The organism is Kitasatospora sp. NPDC059673 (genome assembly GCF_042734215.1).
Taxonomy (GTDB): domain Bacteria; phylum Actinomycetota; class Actinomycetes; order Streptomycetales; family Streptomycetaceae; genus Kitasatospora.
Window position 1 is genome coordinate 1 of the sequence record NZ_JBHWEN010000010.1, and the last position, 18722, is coordinate 18722.

Consider the following 18722-nt stretch of genomic DNA (forward strand, 5'->3'; position numbering starts at 1 on the left):
GTCACGACCGGGAACACGGCGTCGCTCCTGGCCCGCCACAACAGGTCCGCACCGGTGCCGGTGGCGGCCCGCCACAGGTCGAACCCGCGAAAGCCTCGGTCGGCCAGCAGCAGCATCCCCCCGGACAGCGAAGTGAACAACTGCCGGGCCAGCACGGTCTCGTGGACCGCCGGCGGGGCGGCCTCGGCCGCGAACACCGCATGGGTGCCGCACTCGACCAGGGCCGCCACCCGTGCCTGCGGGTAGGCGCTCCTGCCCTGTCCCCGGCAGGTGCCGGGCCGGCCGAAGAACTCCGCGTTCGCCGCCGTGTCCGGCAGGTCGAAGGTGGTGCCGTCCACCGCGACCAGCCGCCAGTCGCGAAACCACGCGCCGACCGTCCCCTTCGTGGCCACCGGGTGGCAGACCCGGTCGAACAGGGCCCGCAGCGGCTCCGGACCCAGCCGCAGCCGGGCCCGACCGATCGCCGCCGTAGTCGGCACCCGCCAAGCCCCTCGCCCGCCCTCCCGCTCCAGGCCCTGGGTCAGCAGCCGCGCGACCTCCTCATAGCCCTGCCCGCAGAACAGGCACATCGCCAGGACGAAGTACACGACCACCCGTGCAGGCAACAGCCGATGACGCCGCTCGACCCGGCCGCACCCAGCAACCACCTCATCAACCAGCTCGGGCGGGAACGCCCGCGTCAGCACTCCCAGCGCGATCCGGTCCGAGAACCGCTCACCCGCCGACGACTTCACCTGTCCAGGCCTTGGCACAACCAGCCCAACGACCAAAGCCACACAAAGTCACCGGTATTGGGCCTAGCAGACCGGAGGCTGGACGAAAATCAGCAGGGCGCGCAACGGCGTGGCACGCGCAACGGCGTGGCACGCGGGACGGCGTGGCACGTGGAACGGGGAAGCGTCCGGGACGGCGGCGCCAGGTGCGCCGCTACTCGGCGAGGCGCCAGTCGCGCAGCTCGTCCGAGGCGTCAAGTGCCCTGGCACAGATGGATCGTGCGCTTTGGCGGGCACCGCTCTGCTCGGCGGCGAGGAGGAACAGTGCCACCCCGATCCGGCCGGGTGCGACGCGCACCCGCACGTGCTCCAGGCGGTCACCCGCCCGGGCGTGGCACCACAGGTGGCCGGTCAGCCACTGCGGAGCGACCACGGTGGCGGAAGGCCCGACGAGTTGAGTCAGCGTCAGGCGCAGCAGCATCGGCTCGTCCGCCGTCCGCCGTCCGCCGTCCGCCGTCCGCCGTCCGCCCCAGCCGTCGCCGGAACCGTCACCGGAGCCCGCGGCGAAGCCGACGCGGCGTGCGGCGTCGCCGACCTGGCCCGGGACGCGGGGATGACGGACCAGCAGATACGTTCCGCCCTGGACGAGTTGGTGGACCTGGCCCTGCTCAAACCCTCGGCCCAGGCCGACGGGACACTCTGGCCGGTCAGGCCGGCAGTCGGCCTGTCGGCGCTGCTGGCCGCCGCCGAGGACGAGGCCGCCGCCAGACAGCGCCAGATCGAGGCGGCCCGGGCGGCGATCGCCGCACTCGCGGCCGAGCACGAAGAACACCGCCAGCACCGCGCCGACACCGCCGTCCGCCTCGACGGAATCGACTCCGTCCGCGGCCGGCTGGAAGAACTCGCCGCCAACGCCGCGACCGAATGCCTGTCCCTCAACCCGGGCGGCGCACACCGACCCGACGCGCGGGCGGCCTCCGCACAGATCAACGAACAGGCACTGCGCCGGGGCGTCGGCATCAAGGCGATCTGCCGGGACAGCTTCCGCAACGACCCCGACACCCTGGCCCACGCACGCTGGCTGACCGACCTCGGCGGACAGATGCGCACCGTCCCGATCGTGCCCACCCCGCTGGTGATCGTCGACCGCGCAGTCGTCATCGTCCCCCTCGATCCGACCGACCCGGGCGCCCTGGAGATCAACAGCCCCGGCATGCTCTCCGTCGCGTGTGTCCTGTTCGACCAACTCTGGTCCACCGCAACCCCGTTCGGCGCGGCCGTCCCCGTGGACGGCCAAGGCCTCACCTCCGCCGAACGCACCCTCCTCGAACTCGCCGCCGCCGACCACACCGACGAAGCCGCAGCCCGCAAACTCGGCATCTCCGCCCGCACCGTCAAACGCCAAATGGCCGACCTGATGGCCCGCCTCGACGCCGACAGCCGCTTCCAGGCCGGCGTCCGCGCCGCCCATCGCGGCTGGCTCTGAAGCCCACAGCAGCCAACCCCTCCGCCGTCCACGGCACAGCCGCCCGCGACCTCCGGGAGCGCACTCGGCGGAACCCGACAGCCCCGGCGCAGCCGCTGCGACGAGGGCCACGCCAGTGAACGCACCGAACCAGCCGCGCCACCCATTGACGATCACACGGGGGGCTCCGCGCCAGCGGCCGGACCGTTTCAGCCACCACCCCCGCCGCCGGGCGCAGCCCCGGTGACGGCCTGCGTCTCCCGCTCGATGATCTCCTGCAGCGGCACGCCGTCGCAGTTGCCGAGGACGACGCCGACCCAGCCGGTGTACGGGTAGACGTTCCAGTTGGCGTTGACACCGGGGTTGGCACCGCCGCGCCCGAACACCCACTGGCCATTGGCGATGCGGACCGGCATGTCGTAGGCCCCGAACGACGAACCGCTGTGGGGGATCTTGGCCCCGGTGAGCAACTCGGCCCAGGGCCGGTCCAGCACCGTCCCGTCGCCCAGCGCGTGCGCGAACCGGACCAGATCCGGCGCGGTGGCGAAGCCGCCGTCCCCGGGGGCGTCGATGAAGCTGCGCCCCGGGTTCTTGCCGAGCATGCCCGGGTACGGGCTGCCCTTGTCCAGGTTGCGGACCGCGTCCACCTGGCTGCCGTCGGCCAGCGTCATGTACGGGTGCGCGAGGTGCTCGTCGGTGAGCCACTGCGGCCTGGTGCGGAACGCCGAGCCGGTCATGCCGCAGCGCCCGAAGATGTTCTCCTGCACGTAGTCCCAGTACGTCTCGCCGCTCACGGCCTCCACGATCAACGCGGGGATGCCGACATCGGCGCCGGAGTGGCTGGTGCGAGTGCCGGGGGCAGCCACCAACGTGGACTGCCGGACCCACTGACCGTAGTACTCGTGCACCTCCTCCCGGCTCCGGAAGACGCGTTGCACGTCCTCCTCCGGAGTGTTCAGCCCGGAGGTGCCGGAAAGCAGGTGGTGGACGGTCACCTGCTCGGCGATGTCGGTGGCGAAGCCCTTCAGGTGGGTGCCCACCGTGTCCGACAGGCTCAACCTGCCCTGCTGCGCCAGCTGCAGGACGGCCACCGCGCCGAACGGCTTGCCCGCCGAGCCGAGGCTGAACGCGATGCCTTCGTGCTGGCGAATCCCCTTCTCCCGGTCAGCCATGCCGTAGCTGCGGGACAGCACCGTCCTGCCGCAGTGCGACAGCAGCACCACGCCGGAGAACCTCCCCTCCGCGGCCAGCTCCGCCACGTACTGGTCATAGGCTCCGCCGGGCCGGGTGGCTGGAGGGATGCCGGAGTCGGCCGGGGCCGGGCCGGTCGGCGCCGGGTCGGTCGGCGCCGGGTCGCTCGGGGCCGGGTCGGCCTGGCCGGGTCGGGCGCCCGCCGGCGGCGCGCCGACCGCCACCAGGCCGGCGGCCGCCAACCCGCCCCACCCCAGCAGCCGCCGCCGATTGATGCCACGTACGGAATCCGAGTCCGAGTCCATGATCACGGTCCTTTCCTGATCGACAAATCGACCGTGGCAGGTTCACCGGCCCGTGCCGTCGGCAACCGATCACCCACCCCTGCGGTCCCAGTGCCTCCACTGAAGCCGGAAGGCTGTTGCCGTGGCGTAGGCGATTTTCGACAAGCCCGCGATACACCGAATCCCCGGCATCAAGAGACCGGAGCAGACCGGCAGCACGACGGCCCTGCCGCCGGCGATCGCGTCAGCAAGCAGCCCGAACTCCCCGAATCCGCGCAGCGGACGATCCGTCATCGCCGCTGCGCCACCGGCGAGGTCCTCCCTCGCGGAGCCGGTCAACGGTTTACTGGGCCCCGCGCGGAGCCGGTGCCTGCGGCGTGCGGGGGAGCCGAACCGTGACGAGGAGTCCGCCGGCGGGGCGGGGTGCGAGGTCGATGCTCCCGTCGTGTGCTCGCACGATGCTGTGCACGATGGCCAGACCGAGGCCGACCCCGGCATGTTCGTCGGTGCGAGTGCGTTCTGTTCCCCGCTGGAAGGGTTCGGTGAGGGTCGGCAGGAGTTCCGCCGGGACCCAATGGCCGGTGTTCTCCACCCGCAGCACGCTCGCGTCGTGCTGCGACTCGGTGTGGACCGTCACGGTGCCGCCGGAGGGGAGGTTGTGGACGATGGCGTTCTGGACGAGGTTGGTCACCATCCGCAGAATGAGCGCCGCAGAGCCGAGGATCTCCGCCCTCTCGCCGGTGACGTCGAGCGTGATCCGGCGCTTTTCGCCGAGGGGAAGCAGCGTTTCGGCGGCTTCCTCGGCGACGAGGGACAGGTCGACCGGCTCGCGGTCGAAGCTCCTGCGGTCGGCGCGGCTGAGCAGCAGCAGGGCCTCGGTGAGGCCGATCGCCCGCGTGTTGACGCTGTGCAGGCGTTCGATGAGTTCGCCCTGGTCGCGTGTGGGGTCGTTGCGGGCGAGGTCGAGGAGGGTCTTCGAGATCGCCAGCGGGGTGCGCAGTTCGTGGGAGGCGTTCGCAGCGAATCGTTGCTGTTCGGCGACGCGGGATTCGAGTTGTTCAAGCATGAGGTCGAACACATCGGCGAGTTCGCGGAATTCGTCCCGGGGGCCTTGCACCCGGACTCGGTGGGACAGCGATCCGCTCGCGGCCATCCGTGCCGCGTCCGCGATCCTGGTGAGTGGGGCGAGCATCCGGCCGGCGAGCATCCAGCCCCCCAGGAGACCGAACGCCAGCAGGAAAACCAGTGCCATGGCCGCGGCGGGGGCGAACATGCGCACGAGGAGGTAGCGGTTCGGCGCGACCCCGAGAAGGCCCTGCGGGCTGTCGGGCACGTAGCGCAGCAGGAACACCCACACCACGGCCAGCAGGAGAACGCCGGCGAGGAGAAGGAATCCGGCGTAGCTGATGGCGAGTTTCAGGCGGGCGCTGAGTCCTGGGCGCCTATTCACGTGTGCTGCCGGGGCGGGTGGTGTCCACGCCGGTGTCGATTCGGTAGCCGATACCGAGCACCGTGGCGATGAGCCACGGTTCGCCGAGCCGTTTGCGCAGCGCGGAGACGGTGATGCGGACGGCGTTGGTGAAGGGGTCGGCGTTGGCGTCCCAGGCCCGCTCCAGGAGTTCTTCGGCGCTGACGACACCGCCTTCGGCCGCGACGAGGACTTCCAGCACGGCGAACTGCTTCCGGGTCAGCGCGACGTAGCGTCCGTCACGGAAGACCTGCCGCCGAAAGGGGTCCAGCCGCAGGCCCGCGATCTCGCTGACCGGGGGTCGGGCGTGCGCGCGCCTGCGGTCCAGCGCCCGCAGCCGCATGACCAGCTCCCGGAGCTCGAACGGTTTGGTGAGGTAGTCATCGGCGCCGAGCTCGAACCCGGACACCTTGTCGTCGATCCGATCGGCAGCGGTGAGCATGAGGATCGGGATGCCACTGCCGGACGCGACGATCCGTCGGGCGACCTCGTCACCCGAGGGGCCGGGAATGTCGCGGTCGAGAACCGCAAGGTCGTAGGAGTTGACGCCGAGCAACTCCAGAGCGCAGTTGCCGTCGCCGGCGATGTCGGCCGCGATCGCCTCCAGCCGCAGCCCGTCCCGGACGGCTTCGGCCAGCCACGACTCGTCCTCCACGATCAGCACGCGCATGCCCGGAGCCTAAGCGGCACGGCATATCGCCGACATATGCTTCCTCACCGAACCCGAACCCGAACCGGACGCGGGCCCGAACCGGACGCGGGCCCGAACCGGACGCGGGCCCGAACCGGACCGGAACCCGACCCGGACCCAGCCCCGCCGTCGCGCGCCGCGACAACCAGAGCCTCGGGCTGTACCCCGTCGAACCCGGCTCACTCTGCGAAACCGGCTCCGCACACTCTGAAGCAGGGCCCCGCCACGACCACCACCGGTGCCCGTTCGCATGACACCCAACAGCGGAAAGGGCGTCGGGACCGGCTGCCGTGTGCCGCCCACGATCAGCACCCCTCCCGGGTCGGCCAGGTGCTCGACCACGTACGCGCACCCTCCCGCCGCTTCGCAGCCGATCCGGTTCAGCAGCCGCTGGATCCGGGCCGGACCCGTATGGCCGGCTTCCTCGGCCACCGTCCAGCCGTTCTTGCGCTCCAACGGCGCCGGCAGACCCCGCATGTACGCCAGCGCCGACTCCCGCGACTCACTCCGCGCGAACCGCTCGTGCAGCTCCGCCGGCCCGTCCGGCCCCCACAGTCACTACAAGCGGCAGTCCCCTCCCCGCCGCGTGATCCAGCCCAACCCGGCGAACCCATGAGGCCAGGGCCCCTGGGTGTCCTCACAGAGCCTCTTGGCGCCCGGAACTCTGAGCCCCGGCGACCTCGCGCGCAAATTTGATCCATGCGTCGGCTGCCGCCGCATACGCCTGCAGCAGGTTCCCCAGCTCGGGAGACATGAATGTCGGGGTCTTGCCTTTTTCCACCTTGGAAGCGTGGTCGAGAACCCGGAGATGGGCAGCTGCCTGCCCCATGGCGTAGTTCCAGTCCGGCAGTTGGGAATAACTGGACATGTAGACCTCCAGACCGCAGGCGAGCATGCGCGTCCTGTCAGTCTCGGGCGCCCGTGATCGAGCCGCCTGTCCGCGTGGGCAGGTCGGGTGAAGCGCTGCGCGAACAACGTCCTCGTGGTAGTGACCGAGACCTGCTCCGGCGAGGGCCCCAACGTGATCACCGACGTGGCCACGGATCCCCGTTCACGCGAGAGTCGAGCACCTGGGAAGTGGAGCCTGTGCGTCCACGGTCATGAGTCCGGAAAGTCTGCTCCGCCGGCGCGAGTGGGCGGTTAGGGTCGCACGGACATGTGGTGCCGTCGGGGGAGGGCGTGGCATGGCGATCGAACTGCCCGGCGAGGTAGTGGAGTTCTTGTCGTTCATCGGTATCAACTGGCCGACGGTGAACGAGGACAAGGTGCGTGAGTTCGGCTCGCACGTGCGGGAGTTCGCGCAGAACGTGGAGTCGGAGGACGCGGGGAAGGCGCTGAAGTCCTTCTACCGCAAGGCCGGCGACAACATGAAGAGGCAGCCGTGGAGACCGAACCCGACTGCCGGGAGAACATCCTGCACGCATTGCCCATCAAGCATCTCGACCCGAACACCCTGGACAAGAACGAGCGGGAGTACGTCGACGCCCTGCTGGAGCTCGACTTCTGATGGGACGCCCAGAACCGGTCGACGGACCCTGACCGTGGTCGCGCAGTGTCGCCGGCGGGCGGCTGAGCACGGTGATCCTCCCCATTCACCGGTGGGTGGCGCACAGGGCGGGCAGTACGGCACGGGGCCGCGCCCAGGTGGCTGTCCCGGGCGCGGCCCCGCTCGGCTGAGGCGCTGTCGTCATCGCGGTCAGCAGCAGCCACCGGTCTCGGCGGATGCCTCGGTCTCGGCGGGCGCGGAACAGCAGCCGACGGTCCCGGCGGACTCCTCGGTTCCGAGAGTGAGGAGCCGCGAGGCGGTGCCGAGGGTGACGACCCCGGGCTCGGCCGCGGGGACGGAGCAGCAGCCGCCGCCCTGGGTGGCGCCGGGGTCGTCGAAGAGGCCGGCTCCGCCGCAGACTCCGGTCTCGGGGAGGGCCAACTCGACGCGGGCGGCGGCCTCGTGGTCGCCCGCGAGGGCGGCCGCGATGGAGCGGACCTGCTCGTAGCCGGTCAGGGCGAGGAAGGTGGGGGCGCGGCCGTAGGACTTCATGCCGACCAGGTAGACGTCCTTCTCGGGGTGGGCCAACTCGCGCGCGCCGTGCGGGTGGACGGTGCCGCAGGAGTGCTGGTTGGGGTCGATCAGCGGGGCGAGGGCGAGCGGGGCCTGGAGACGCTCGTCGAGTCCGAGGCGCAGCTCGTCGAGGAAGGAGAGGTCGGGGCGGAATCCGGTCAGCACGATGATCTCGTCGACGACTCCGCTGCGTCGGCCGTCCTCGGCGATCAGGACGAGCTGCTCGCCGTGCGGCTCGACGGCGACGGTGCGGAAGCCGGTGAGGGCGGTGGCGTGGCCGTCCTCGACGGCCTTCTTGGCGCGCAGGCCGAGTGCGCCGCGCTCGGGCAGCTGGTCGGCGGTGCCGCCGCCGTAGGTGGAGCCGGAGATACCTCGGCGCAGGATCCATTCGGCGTGGGTGCCGGGGGCGTCCTGGGCGAGGTCGGCGAGCAGGGCCAGCGCGGTGAACGCGGACGCGCCGGCGCCGATGACGGCGGTGCGCCTGCCGGCGTACCGCTTGCGCGTCTCTGGGGCGCTCAGGTCGGGGACGTAGTACGAGATCTTCGCGCGCGCGGCGCCCTCGCCGAGAGCGGGCAGGCCGTTGCCGCCGGCCGGGCCGGGGGTGGACCAGGTGCCGGAGGCGTCGATGACCGCGCGGGCGAGGATGCGCTCCTCGGAGCCGTCGGCGTGCTCGAGGTGGACGGTGAAGGGCTGCGCCTCGCGGTCGGCATCGACGATCCGGTCCCGTCCGGCCCGGGCCACGCCGGTCACCCGTGCGTCGTAGCGGACCCGGCCGCCGAGAACATCGGCGAGCGGCTGCAAGTACGTGGCGACCCAATCGCCGCCCATCGGGTAGACGTCGGCGCCGGGGCGGACCCAGCCGGTCGGTGCGAGCAGCTTCTCGGCGGCCGGGTCGATGACCTCCGCCCACTGCGAAAACAGCCGCACGTGCGACCACCCGCGCACCGCCGTGGCCGCGCTCGGCCCGGCCTCCAGCACCACCGGCTCGGTGCCGTACTCGATCAGGTGGGCGGCAGCGGCCAGGCCGACCGGTCCGGCACCGATGACGACGACGGGCAACTGCTCGGCGGCGGAGGCGTTCACGAGGTTCTCCTTTGTTTCGACGCTTGTCGATGAGGTCGTGCGGCTCCAGCATGGCATTTGCTTCGATGGATATCAACATAGACACTTGTCGAAGAAGTGCCTCGCCCGAGTGATTCGATGTATGTCAACATAGATGCATGTCGAACGTGAAGGCGCTGCCGCTGCTGGAGCCCGAGGCCGTCGTGCCGTGCTGCCCGCCGTTGACCGCCGCGCCGCTGTCGGAGGACGACTCGGTGCGGATGGCGGCGATGTTCAAGGCGCTTGCCGACCCGGTGCGGCTGCGGCTGTTCTCCCGGGTCGCCTCGCACGAGGGCGGGGAGGCGTGCGTGTGCGACATCCAGGACGTCGGCGTCTCCCAGCCCACCGTCTCCCACCACCTGAAGAAGCTGCGCGAGGCCGGCCTGCTGACCTCGGAGCGGCGCGGGACGTGGGTCTACTACCGTGTCGAGCCGTCCGTGCTGGCCGCCATGGCCGGCCTGTTGAGCGCCGCCGCCCGCTGACCCGCCCTTCTGGAGCCCGTTCACGTGTCCACGCCCACCATCACCGTCGAGCCGATGGCCGCCGACCACGCCGAGCAGGTCCTGGCGATCTATCAGGCCGGCATCGACGGCGGAAACGCCACCTTCGAGACCGGCGTGCCCAGTTGGGAGCAGTTCGACCGGGCCAAGCTGACGGACCACCGCTTCGTCGCCCTCGACGGGGACGGCCAGGTGCTGGGCTGGGTGGCGGCCGTCGCGGTCTCGGACCGGTGCGTGTATGCCGGGGTGGTCGAGCACTCCGTCTACGTCCACCCCGAGGCCCGGGGGCGCGGCGTCGCCCGCCTGCTGCTGGACGCGCTGATCGCCTCGACCGAGGCGGCGGGGATCTGGACGATCCAGTCCGGCGTGTTCCCGGAGAACGCGGCCAGCCTCGCCGTCCACACCAGGGCGGGTTTCCGGGTCATCGGCACCCGCGAGCGCATCGCCCGCCACCACGGCGTCTGGCGCGACACCGTGCTGATCGAACGCCGCAGCCCGGCGATCGGCTGACGCCGCTCCGCCGCGGATCGCGGCGGCCCCGCCCCGTCCGGGTGTGAAGGTCCGGACGGGGCAGGTTCGGTGAAGGCCGGTCAGGTGAGGAGGGGGACCAGGCCGATGGCGAAGACGGCGTAGAAACCGGCGGCGACGGCCAGGCGGGCGGGGGTGAGCCGGTGGGCGCGCATGGTCAGCAGGAGGTAGACGATCGCGGCCATGGTTATCAGGCCCGACCAGATCAGCGGGCCGTCGAAGTGCCAGGTGGTGAACAGCAGGCCGATGCCGCTCGGGACGGTCGCCTGGATCATCATCGCGCCGGAGATGTTGGCCAGCGCGAGCTTCACCTTGCCCTGGCGGACCCAGATGATCGCGTTCATGATCTCGGGCAGCTCGGTGGCGATCGGCGACAGCAGCAGCGCGGTGACGGTCGCGGACAGGCCGAGCATCGGGCCGATGACGTCGAGCTGGGCGACGAACCAGTGTGCGGCGAAGAAGATCACCACGAGGGTGGCCAGGGTCTGGACGACGACCGCCCAGGTGTCGGGCGAGGCCTTCTTCGGCTGGAGCTTCAGCGCCTCCAACTCCTCCTCGTCCTCATCGCCCTCGCCGTCGGCGGCCTCACCGGCCCGGCTGGAGCGGATCTCGCGCCAGAAGTAGGCGGCGTACGCGGCGAAGAACAGCACGCCGAGCGCGGGCTTGAAGGCGAAGGCGACCAGGCCGAGTGAGACCTTGACGAAGAAGATCGGCAGGAACCAGCTCTGGTCCTTGGCCAGGTGCTTCATCTCCTTCTCGGTGCCCAGCGCCTCCAGGGGCGTAGGCACCGCGGCAGCGGTGACCGCGGAGACAGCGCGGTCACGTCGGCGCTTGATCAGCAGCGCCGCTCCGGTGACGCCGTAGGCGACGGTCGCCAGCGCGAGGGGGCCGCCCATCGCGGCGCCGACCGCGAGGTCCTTCTCCCCGGCGGTGCCACCGGTGGTCGCGGCGACCAGGGTGACCACCGACTCGGGCAGTGCGGTGCCGAACGCGGCCAGGATCGTGCCGACCGCCATCTTCCCCACGTTGAGGCGCTCACCCAGCCACTCCACCGCGTTGACGAACCACTCGCACGAGAGGTAGATCGCCACCGCGCACACGATGAGCAGAACGAAATGAATCACGAAACTCGTCAGGCCTTCCCGCACCGGCGGGAACCCGAGAGGCGAGCGGCACACGGGCAGCACGACCTCGGCCCGCCGACGCGTACAGTCGTCGACAAATGGGCCGAAGGTCTCGCCCGCCCACCACCGTCACCGACGGCGGGCCCGGCCACCGGGAACCCGGCAGCGGGTTCCAGTGTGTCGACGACCGGTTCGCGGGGCTACTCCCCTTCGCAGCCGCACATGCTACCCGACGCCAACCGTAGGGGACTTCACGGCCACCGGCCCGGCGCTGGTCGTCGCCGCACCGCCAACCGGGCGGTCGAGGCCGCGAACAACAAGCTGACCTGCCAGGCGATCGTGGTGGTGGCGATCACGGGCAGCGGGTGGTGCACCCCATCTGCGGTCGGGGGCGGGTCGTTCACCGCCAACGGCGGTGCCGGATGTCGATGACGTCCATGCCGGCGGCGCTCGCCGCGAGGACGCCTTCGTCGGTGTCCTCGTGGGCGAGGCACGCGCCGGGGTGCACGCCGAGCAGGCCGGCGGCGTGCAGGTAGGGGTCGGGGGCGGGTTTGGTGCGTGGCACGTCCTCGCGGCCGACGACGGTCCAGGGCAGGTCGTCGAGATGGATGACGGACAGTCCGTGGCGGACGACGTCGGCGTAGTTGGCGGAGACGACGGCGATGGCGGCGTGGTCCGCGGCCGCGCGGGCGGCGGCCGCGGCGGCGGGGATCGGCCGGATCCGGTCGGTGTGGGAGAACCAGTAGGCCCGGGCGGCCTCGACGAACGTGTCCTCGGGCAGGGCGTCCGGGTCGAGGTGGAGCCGTCGGCGCAGCTGGGGGGCGGTGAAGGCGGGGTCCGCCGCCAGCCGGGGGAGGGGGACGGTGATGCCGTGCGCGGCCAGGGAGGCCTGTACGGCTCGCAGGTTGACGTCGGCGGTGTCGGCCAGGGTGCCGTCGAAGTCGAAGGCGTAGGCGGCGTAGCTGCGCCCGGCGGCGGGTGTCCCCGTGTGGTCGCTCACGAGAAGTCCACGGGCAGTTCGGCTACGCCGTGGACGACGCGCTGGTCGTGGGCGGGGATCGTCCCGGGGTCGGTGGCCAGCCGCAGGTCGGGGAAGCGGCGCAGCATGGTGGTGAGAAGGATGCGCAGTTCGATGCGGGCGAGTTGTTCGCCGAGGCAGTGGTGGGGGCCGTGGCCGAAGCTGAGGTGCCGGTCGGCGTCCGGGCGGTGCGGGTCGAACCGGTCGGCGTCGGTGAAGCGGTCGGGATCGCGGTTGGCGGAGGGCAGGTGGAGGACGACGCGGTCGCCGGGCCGGATGTCCTGGCCGGCGATGGTCAGCGGCTCGCGGGCGACGCGCAGCAGCCCGAACTGCAGCACGGTCGCGTAGCGCAGCGTCTCCTCGATGACGCCGTCCACCAGGTCGGGCCGCTGGACCAGGGTGTCCCACAGGCGAGGCGGCCGCAGCAGCAGGAGGGCGGCCAGGCCGATCACGTTGGCCGTGGTCTCGTGGCCGGCGATGAGGATGAGCTGCCCCAGGGCGGCGATCTCGTCGTCGGTCAGCGGAGTGCCGGCCGCCTGCGCCTGGACCAGGCCGCCCAGCACGTCGTCGGTCGGGGCGGCTCGTTCGGCGTCCACCAGGTTCAGCAGGTAGGCCTTCAACTCCGCCTTGCCGGCCAGAAGTTGGTCGCGTGTGCGGTCGAGGGAGAGGAGTTCCCGGGTGAGCCGGTAGTACAGGTCGCGGTCGCTGAAGGGGACGCCGAGGAGTTCGCTGATCACCAGGGACGGGACGGGCAGGGCGACGGCCCGGATCAGGTCGGCGGGGCGGGGGCCCGCGGCCAGGGCGTCGAGGTGGTCGTCGACGACGGCCTGGATGCGGGGGGTCAGCCGGTTCATCCGGCGCGCCGTGAACTGGCGTGCCACCAGCCGGCGCAACCGGGTGTGCTCGGGCGGGTCGCTGGTGAGCAGGTCGGAGGGACGCAGGGCGGCCATCTCCGCGGCGGAGATGAGGCCGGCCCGCACGTGGGAGTTGAGGTGGGGGCGCCGGGAGCTGAGCCGGGGGTCGGCCAGGCCGGCCCGCACGTCCTGGTAGCGGGTGACGAGCCAGCCGGGCGGCCCGTCGGGGAAGGCCAGCGGCGCCACGGGAAGCTCCTCGCGCAGCCGGCGGAAATCGGCCGGCAGGTCCAGCGGACCGGACCGCTCGACGGGCAGCGCCAGCGGCGCACCGGCCGTGCCGCCGGCGGCGGCCGCGTCTGTCTCGTTCACCGTCGTTCCCCGTCTGCCGCTACCAGTTCCAGTCGCTGTCGCAGCCGGCCAGGGCCAGCAGGGCCCAGATGTCGCCGAAGACCGGAGCGTCGAACAGCAGGGGGCGGGGAGCGACCTGGTCGGGCGGGGCGGTGAACCCGCCGTCGGAGTCCTGGCAGGACAGCAGGTGTTCCACTCCGGCGCGTACGACCGGGTCCTGGTCCACCCGGCGGCCCATGGCGGACAGGGCGAGCAGCGAGTAGCAGGTGCTGGCGATGTCGCTGGGGTCTTTGGGGCGGAAACCCCAGCCGCCGTCGCTGTTCTGCGCCTCGATGAGGAATCGCTCGGATGCGGCGCGGGCCCGCGCGATCCGGTCTCCTTCGGTGGTGCGTACGGGCTCGGGCATCGAGTGCAGGGCCCACATCCCGCGCCAGATCGTGTTGGCCTCGCTCACGCTCCAGCTCCGTTCGAAGGTGCCGTCCGCGCGCTGCGCATCGAGCAGCCAGCGGGCCGCAGCCCCGAGGAGGTCGGCGTGGCCGGGGCCGTTCCAGGCCAGGGCGCCGACCGCGCCGCCGGTCATGCCGACCTCGGAGGGGTCGCCCTTCATGTAGGTGGGGAAGCCGCCGTCCTGGCCCGCGATGCCCCGGAAGTACCCGGCGGCGCGGGTCAGTGCGGCCCGGTGGCGGACGGGGTCCACGGTGGCGAGGCAGGCCGCCGCGTACGAGCTTGCGTCCACGTCGCTCTGTCCCATGTCCGCGCCGAACGCCCAACCGCCGTCCGGCATCTGCTGGGCGACGAGGTAGTCGCACATGCGGTCCAGCAGCTGCGGATCGGCGTTCGCGCGGGCCAGGGCCAGCCCGGCGGGCCCGGTGCTGAACACGTCCAGGTTCGACATGCTCGGCGCACCGCCGTCCGGGTTCACCGCGCCCAGCAGCCCGGCGACGCCTTCGTCGAGCAGCGGATGCCGGGGAGCGAAACGCTGAACGGCCAGCAGCGCGAGCAGGTGCGCGGCCGTGTAGTTCTCCCACACCGGTGCCCGGCTGGAGCCGAGGAGTTCCAGCAGCCGCTCCCGCTCCGCCTCGGTGATCTCCGCGCCCCGGCCCAGGCCGTACGCGACGAGGACCCGGGCACTGAGCATGATCATCTCGATCCAGGTGACCGTGTTGTCCTCGCCGGCAGCCGCCTTGCGGACCGGTCGGAGCATCGACGGTTCGAACGCCACCGCGCCCACGGCCGCCAGATAGGTGTCGAAGAGCAGGCGCTTGCGCGCCACGGAGAAGTGGTCGAAGCCGGCGAGCAGCTCGGCCGCGACCACGTCGGTGCCGACCGTCGTGCCGTGCAGGACCGCCTGCGCCAAGGCCGCGTCGAAGCCGGTGGACTGGGCCCGCGGCGTAGCCAGATAGGCCAGCAGGCGGTCCACTTCCCGGGTGTGGCCACCGCGTTCGCGCAGCAGGACGACCAGCAGCGCCGACTCCAGCGCCCGGCTCGCGCACGGCTGCCGAACCCCGCCGTCGGCTTCGACGAAGGCGCTCAGGTGCGCGGTGACCCGGGCCCGAGCGGTCGCGAGCCCGGCCGGCATCCCCTCGGACGCGGCTCCCGGGCGCGGTCCGGGCGCATCGGTCCTGTACGTCGTCATTGCGCCGCTCCCTGCTTCGGGGCCACCCACCGTGGCGTTGGAAGAATCGTTTTGGCCAACCGGCTGACCGCGCGCCGAAGTTACCCAGCCGCCATCCCGGATACGCAGAACCGGACGTTCGAGCCAGAAGTACGGCCGAAACCCTGCATCCCCAGGCCCTCCGATCACCCGGGCAGGCCGCACCTGCGGCGCGCAATGGCCGGAACACACCCAGGCGCCCGGCCGGCCCGCATACCCGGAAGGCGGCACCGGGTAGGGACACCGCGCCACCCCGGGCCAAGGACGCGCAGCTGCGCGAAGCGGCCCGCGCCGCGTGGCTTTCCCGACGAAAGGAGCGCCGTATGTCGTCCTCGCCTGTTTCCAGGTGTCCTGTGCTCGACCCTTCGGGGCGTGCGTTGCTCGCGGAGGCCGCGGTGCTGCGGGCGCAGGGGCCGGCCGTACTGGTCGAGCTGCCCGGGCCCGTCCACGCGTGGTCGGTCACCCGCCACAGCGTGATCGAGGCGCTGACCACCGACCCGCGCGTCTCCCGCGACTTCCGCAGGCACTGGCCGGGCCGGACCGAGGTGCCCGAAGGCTGGCCACTGGCCGCGATCGCCTTCCAGGAGAGCTTCCTCAACGCCTACGGTGAGGAGCACCGCAGGCTGCGGCGCCGGAACGCCCCGGCGTTCTCGCCCCAGCGCGTCGAGCGGATGCGCCCGAACGTCCAGGCGGCTGCGGACCGCCTCGTCGCCGCCCTCGCCGCGCTGCCGCCCGGGACGAGCGCCGATCTGCGGGAAACCGTCGCGAAACCGCTGACCATGACCGTCATCTGCGACCTGTTCGGCGTCCCCGACCACCTGCGCACCCCGCTCATCGACGCACTGGAGGCCATTCGGGACTACTCGGTCAGCCCGGAGCGCGGGCGAGTCATCCAGGCCGAACTGCTCCACCGGCTCACCGAGTTGCTGCAGTACAAGAGGGAGCACCCGGCCCCCGATCTGACCAGCGACCTGATCCTGCCGTCCGAGTCCGACCAGGAACCCATGTCCGAGCCCGAGCTGATCAGCACCCTCTTCAGCCTGATCGCCGCAGGGTACGAGGCCCCCATCGACCTCATCGCCAGCGCGGTTCATTTCCTGCTCACCCACCCCGACACCCTGGCCGGCATCCGCCAGGGAACCCTCGACTGGGACGACGTCATCGAAGAAACCCTGCGCATCGACGGCCCCGTCATGCACGTCCCGCTGCGCTACGCCGTCGAGGACATCGACCTGGGCGAGGGCGTCGTCATCAAAAAGGGCGATCCGATCATCATTGCCTTCGCCGCCGCCGGACGCGACCCGGAACTGCACCCCGAGAACCCGGACCGGTTCGACCCCGCACGGGCCGGCAAGAAGCACCTCGCCTTCGGCCACGGACCCCACTACTGCCTCGGCGCGTACCTCGCCAGGCTGGAAGCCAGAATCGCCCTGACCACCCTGTTCGCGGAGCTGCCCGACCTCGCCCTCACACACCCCGGACAACAACCGCCCCGGGTCACCTCGATGATCGTCAACGGCCCCGAAAACCTGAACATCATTCCGCGCCCGGCCACTTGAAGCCCGACTCCGTCGGGGATCCGGGAAGAACGGCCGAGGCTGAGCGCGGGAGTCGACGCGATCACGACGGCGCCGACCGATGGGCGCCGATTGGCCGGGATGATCAATGAGCTGATACTCCTTGTCATGCCTACGAAGGCAATGGGGGTATGGGCATGACGGGACTCTCCGACCCGGACGTGGTCGCGGCACTGGCGCGCGGCAGCACCGAGACGCAAGTCCGAATCCTGGAGCAGTGGCCGGACCGGATAGCCGACGAGATGGCCGACGGCTTCACCCGCCGGCACCCGGACCTGGCGGCCAAGTCCGGCTTCGCCCGCTGGCAGCTCGTGGCACTGGCCATCGGCGCGGCCGGCGCAGTGATCGGTGTGGCGCTCGTACCGCTGCTCGCGCTCGCGCTGCTCACCTTGATGGTGACGGGCTACAGCCTGCTGCACGCCGTGATCGCGCTGACCGGCCTGCTGGCGGCGGGTCGCCCCGGCGGCAGGCCCGCGGATCCACCCCTGCCGGAGGCGGAACTCCCGTCCTACACCGTGCTGGTGCCCGCCTACCGGGAGGCCGGGGTGATCGGCGGACTGGTGCGGCACCTGGCCGGGCTGGACTACCCACCCGACCGGCTCGAGGTACTGATCCTGCTGGAACAGCACGACCCGGACACCACCCGGGCGGTGCTCGCCGCCGACCCGCCCCCGTTCGTCCGCGTCGTCCAGCTCCCACCCGGCCCACCCCAGACCAAACCCCGCTCGGTGAACCTGGGCCTGATGCTGGCCCGCGGCGAACTCCTGGTGATCTTCGACGCCGAAGACCGCCCCGACCCCGCCCAACTGCGGTACGTCGCGGCCCGGTTCGCCGCACGCGACCGGCGACTGGCCTGCGTCCAGGCCCAACTGCTCTTCCACAACCCCACCGACAACTGGCTGACCAAGCAGTTCGCCATGGAGTACGCGCTGCGGTTCGGACTCTCCCTCCCCGGACTGGCACGGCTGCGGATGCCGATCCCCCTCGGCGGGACCAGCAACCACTTCCGCACCGACACCCTGCGCAAGCTCGGCGGCTGGGACGCCTGGAACGTCACCGAGGACGCCGACCTCGGCATGCGGTGCGCCGCACACGGCCACCGCACCGAAACGGTCGAAACGGTCACCTGGGAAGAGGCCCTCGACACCATCGGCCCGTTCGTACGGCAGCGCACCCGCTGGTTCAAGGGCTTCCTGCTGACCACGACGGTGCACACCCGCAACCCCCGCCACACACTGCGCCGGTTCCACGCCCCCGGCATCCTGACCCTGCTCGGCATCGTCGCCGCCGCCCCGGTCACGGCCCTGGTCCAGCCCGTCATCACCGCCCTCACCCTAATCGCCGTGCTCGGCTGGAGCTGGTCCTCGACCGGATCCGGCCTGGTGCTTCCAGCGGTGGCCGCGCAAGCCGGTTCGGCCGCCCTGTGGATCGCCATCACCTTCGCCGCCGCCAGGCGCGCCCGACTGACAGCCCCCTGGCACGCGGTGTTCGTACCGCTGTACTCACTGCTGTGGTCCATCGCCGCCTGGCGCGCGGTACACCAGCTGGCAGTCGCCCCCTTCACCTGGGAGAAGACCCCGCACGGCACCGACCACGCCGCCGGCACACCGGAGCAAGCCGTCTGCTCCCGCTGAGCGCACGCAGCCGGTCGCCGGTCACTGGCGTCCCACTGGGGGATGCCCCGGTACTGGCGGGCCATCAGCAGGACGTGGGGCCCGGAGGGTCAGTTGGTGGGCGGTTCGGCGGTGGTCGGGGCAGCCAAGTCGCTGCGGTGGCTCGGACCGGCGACAGCACTGCGCCAGAGCGCGGTGCCGCTCGGCGGTGTGCGCGGCTTCGAGAGGGTTGAAGCCGGCCTCAACGCACCAGCTATAGGCGGCGAGAGCGCGGGCGAGCTGCTGACAGGCCACGCCGTTCGGGCGGCGAGCACCTCGACGGTGTGGCCGGCGGGTGGGATGACGGCCTTGCGGTCGCGCATCGCGGTGTGCTCGCCCCGGGCGATCGGCGCGAGCCGCTCGATCATGAGCTGTGCGCGGGCGGAGAGTTCGAGGTGGAGGCGGTCCACATCGCGTGAGGCGGCACTGACCTCCTGACCGAGAACAGTCATGGGGCTATCGTCGGGACGACCGGCGTGCAGGAGGCGGAGGTCG

General features: G+C 71.6%; 18 protein-coding genes and 1 pseudogene. 6 read left to right on the forward strand and 13 right to left on the reverse strand.

Translation table 11 applies throughout. The annotated features are described in order from the left end of the window. Positions 1-776, reverse strand: a 776-nt coding sequence (locus ACFV18_RS13975) for an IS4 family transposase (protein WP_380482790.1), incomplete at its 3' end; no start/stop codon positions are given. 151 nt (positions 777-927) lie between these two features. Then, positions 928-1194, reverse strand: a complete 267-nt coding sequence (locus ACFV18_RS13980) for a hypothetical protein (RefSeq protein ID WP_380482792.1) — start codon at positions 1192-1194, stop codon at positions 928-930. Between ACFV18_RS13980 and ACFV18_RS13985 the strand changes: the two genes are divergently transcribed. Continuing rightward, entirely contained in the window at positions 1168-2199 is a 1032-nt protein-coding gene (locus ACFV18_RS13985; RefSeq protein WP_380482794.1) for a LuxR C-terminal-related transcriptional regulator, read from the forward strand. The two genes, ACFV18_RS13980 and ACFV18_RS13985, sit on opposite strands and share 27 nt — an antisense overlap. A gap of 188 nt (positions 2200-2387) precedes the next feature. Here the strand turns inward: ACFV18_RS13985 and ACFV18_RS13990 are convergent, their stop codons facing one another. The 5 genes and pseudogenes from ACFV18_RS13990 to ACFV18_RS14010 form a co-directional block, all read right to left on the reverse strand. Next, the gene (locus ACFV18_RS13990) at positions 2388-3674 is read right to left on the reverse strand and encodes a serine hydrolase (RefSeq protein WP_380482795.1); all 1287 of its coding nucleotides are present in this window, start codon (positions 3672-3674) and stop codon (positions 2388-2390) included. 322 nt (positions 3675-3996) lie between these two features. Then, entirely contained in the window at positions 3997-5103 is a 1107-nt protein-coding gene (locus ACFV18_RS13995; protein WP_380482797.1) for a sensor histidine kinase, read from the reverse strand. Continuing rightward, positions 5096-5791 (reverse strand): response regulator transcription factor, encoded by a 696-nt coding sequence (locus ACFV18_RS14000; protein ID WP_380482799.1) that lies wholly within the window; start codon positions 5789-5791, stop codon positions 5096-5098. The genes ACFV18_RS13995 and ACFV18_RS14000 overlap by 8 nt, the downstream gene beginning before the upstream one ends. Positions 5792-6103: 312 nt before the next feature. Beyond that, positions 6104-6367: pseudogene (locus ACFV18_RS14005) on the reverse strand (IS701 family transposase); the annotation flags it as partial. An 82-nt stretch (positions 6368-6449) separates the two neighbouring features. After that, a complete protein-coding gene (locus ACFV18_RS14010) occupies positions 6450-6680 on the reverse strand; it encodes a hypothetical protein (RefSeq protein ID WP_380482801.1) in 231 nt (76 codons plus the stop codon). A gap of 513 nt (positions 6681-7193) precedes the next feature. Here ACFV18_RS14010 and ACFV18_RS14015 point away from each other — a divergent pair. Next, positions 7194-7319 (forward strand): hypothetical protein, encoded by a 126-nt coding sequence (locus ACFV18_RS14015; RefSeq protein WP_380482803.1) that lies wholly within the window; start codon positions 7194-7196, stop codon positions 7317-7319. A gap of 189 nt (positions 7320-7508) precedes the next feature. Here the strand turns inward: ACFV18_RS14015 and ACFV18_RS14020 are convergent, their stop codons facing one another. Continuing rightward, positions 7509-8954, reverse strand: a complete 1446-nt coding sequence (locus tag ACFV18_RS14020; RefSeq protein ID WP_380482805.1) for an NAD(P)-binding domain-containing protein — start codon at positions 8952-8954, stop codon at positions 7509-7511. Between the two features lie 137 nt (positions 8955-9091). Here ACFV18_RS14020 and ACFV18_RS14025 point away from each other — a divergent pair, with 137 nt between their 5' ends. Together ACFV18_RS14025 and ACFV18_RS14030 are read left to right on the forward strand one after the other, a co-directional pair. Further along, positions 9092-9454, forward strand: coding sequence for a metalloregulator ArsR/SmtB family transcription factor (locus ACFV18_RS14025; RefSeq protein ID WP_380482807.1), 363 nt, complete (start codon positions 9092-9094; stop codon positions 9452-9454). 54 nt (positions 9455-9508) lie between these two features. Next, positions 9509-9982 carry a GNAT family N-acetyltransferase gene (locus ACFV18_RS14030; protein WP_380483143.1) on the forward strand — a complete coding sequence of 158 codons (474 nt, stop codon included), beginning with the start codon at positions 9509-9511 and terminating at the stop codon, positions 9980-9982. An 80-nt stretch (positions 9983-10062) separates the two neighbouring features. Here the strand turns inward: ACFV18_RS14030 and ACFV18_RS14035 are convergent, their stop codons facing one another. The 4 genes from ACFV18_RS14035 to ACFV18_RS14050 all read right to left on the reverse strand — a co-directional run bounded on the left by ACFV18_RS14035 (position 10063) and on the right by ACFV18_RS14050 (position 14980). Beyond that, entirely contained in the window at positions 10063-11124 is a 1062-nt protein-coding gene (locus ACFV18_RS14035; protein ID WP_380482809.1) for a sodium:calcium antiporter, read from the reverse strand. A gap of 400 nt (positions 11125-11524) precedes the next feature. Continuing rightward, positions 11525-12124 carry an HAD family hydrolase gene (locus ACFV18_RS14040; RefSeq protein ID WP_380482811.1) on the reverse strand — a complete coding sequence of 200 codons (600 nt, stop codon included), beginning with the start codon at positions 12122-12124 and terminating at the stop codon, positions 11525-11527. Further along, complete coding sequence (locus ACFV18_RS14045) at positions 12121-13365, reverse strand: cytochrome P450 (protein ID WP_380482813.1); 1245 nt, start codon at positions 13363-13365, stop codon at positions 12121-12123. The genes ACFV18_RS14040 and ACFV18_RS14045 overlap by 4 nt, the downstream gene beginning before the upstream one ends. A 19-nt stretch (positions 13366-13384) precedes the next feature. Further along, positions 13385-14980 (reverse strand): prenyltransferase/squalene oxidase repeat-containing protein, encoded by a 1596-nt coding sequence (locus ACFV18_RS14050; protein ID WP_380482815.1) that lies wholly within the window; start codon positions 14978-14980, stop codon positions 13385-13387. A 371-nt stretch (positions 14981-15351) separates the two neighbouring features. Here ACFV18_RS14050 and ACFV18_RS14055 point away from each other — a divergent pair, with 371 nt between their 5' ends. Together ACFV18_RS14055 and ACFV18_RS14060 are read left to right on the forward strand one after the other, a co-directional pair. Next, a complete protein-coding gene (locus ACFV18_RS14055) occupies positions 15352-16557 on the forward strand; it encodes a cytochrome P450 (protein WP_380482817.1) in 1206 nt (401 codons plus the stop codon). Between the two features lie 155 nt (positions 16558-16712). Continuing rightward, positions 16713-18209, forward strand: coding sequence for a glycosyltransferase (locus tag ACFV18_RS14060; protein ID WP_380482819.1), 1497 nt, complete (start codon positions 16713-16715; stop codon positions 18207-18209). An 89-nt stretch (positions 18210-18298) separates the two neighbouring features. On the opposite strand, the gene ACFV18_RS14065 is transcribed toward ACFV18_RS14060, so the two are convergent. Further along, complete coding sequence (locus ACFV18_RS14065; RefSeq protein WP_380482821.1) at positions 18299-18679, reverse strand: hypothetical protein; 381 nt, start codon at positions 18677-18679, stop codon at positions 18299-18301. Positions 18680-18722 lie beyond the last annotated feature (43 nt).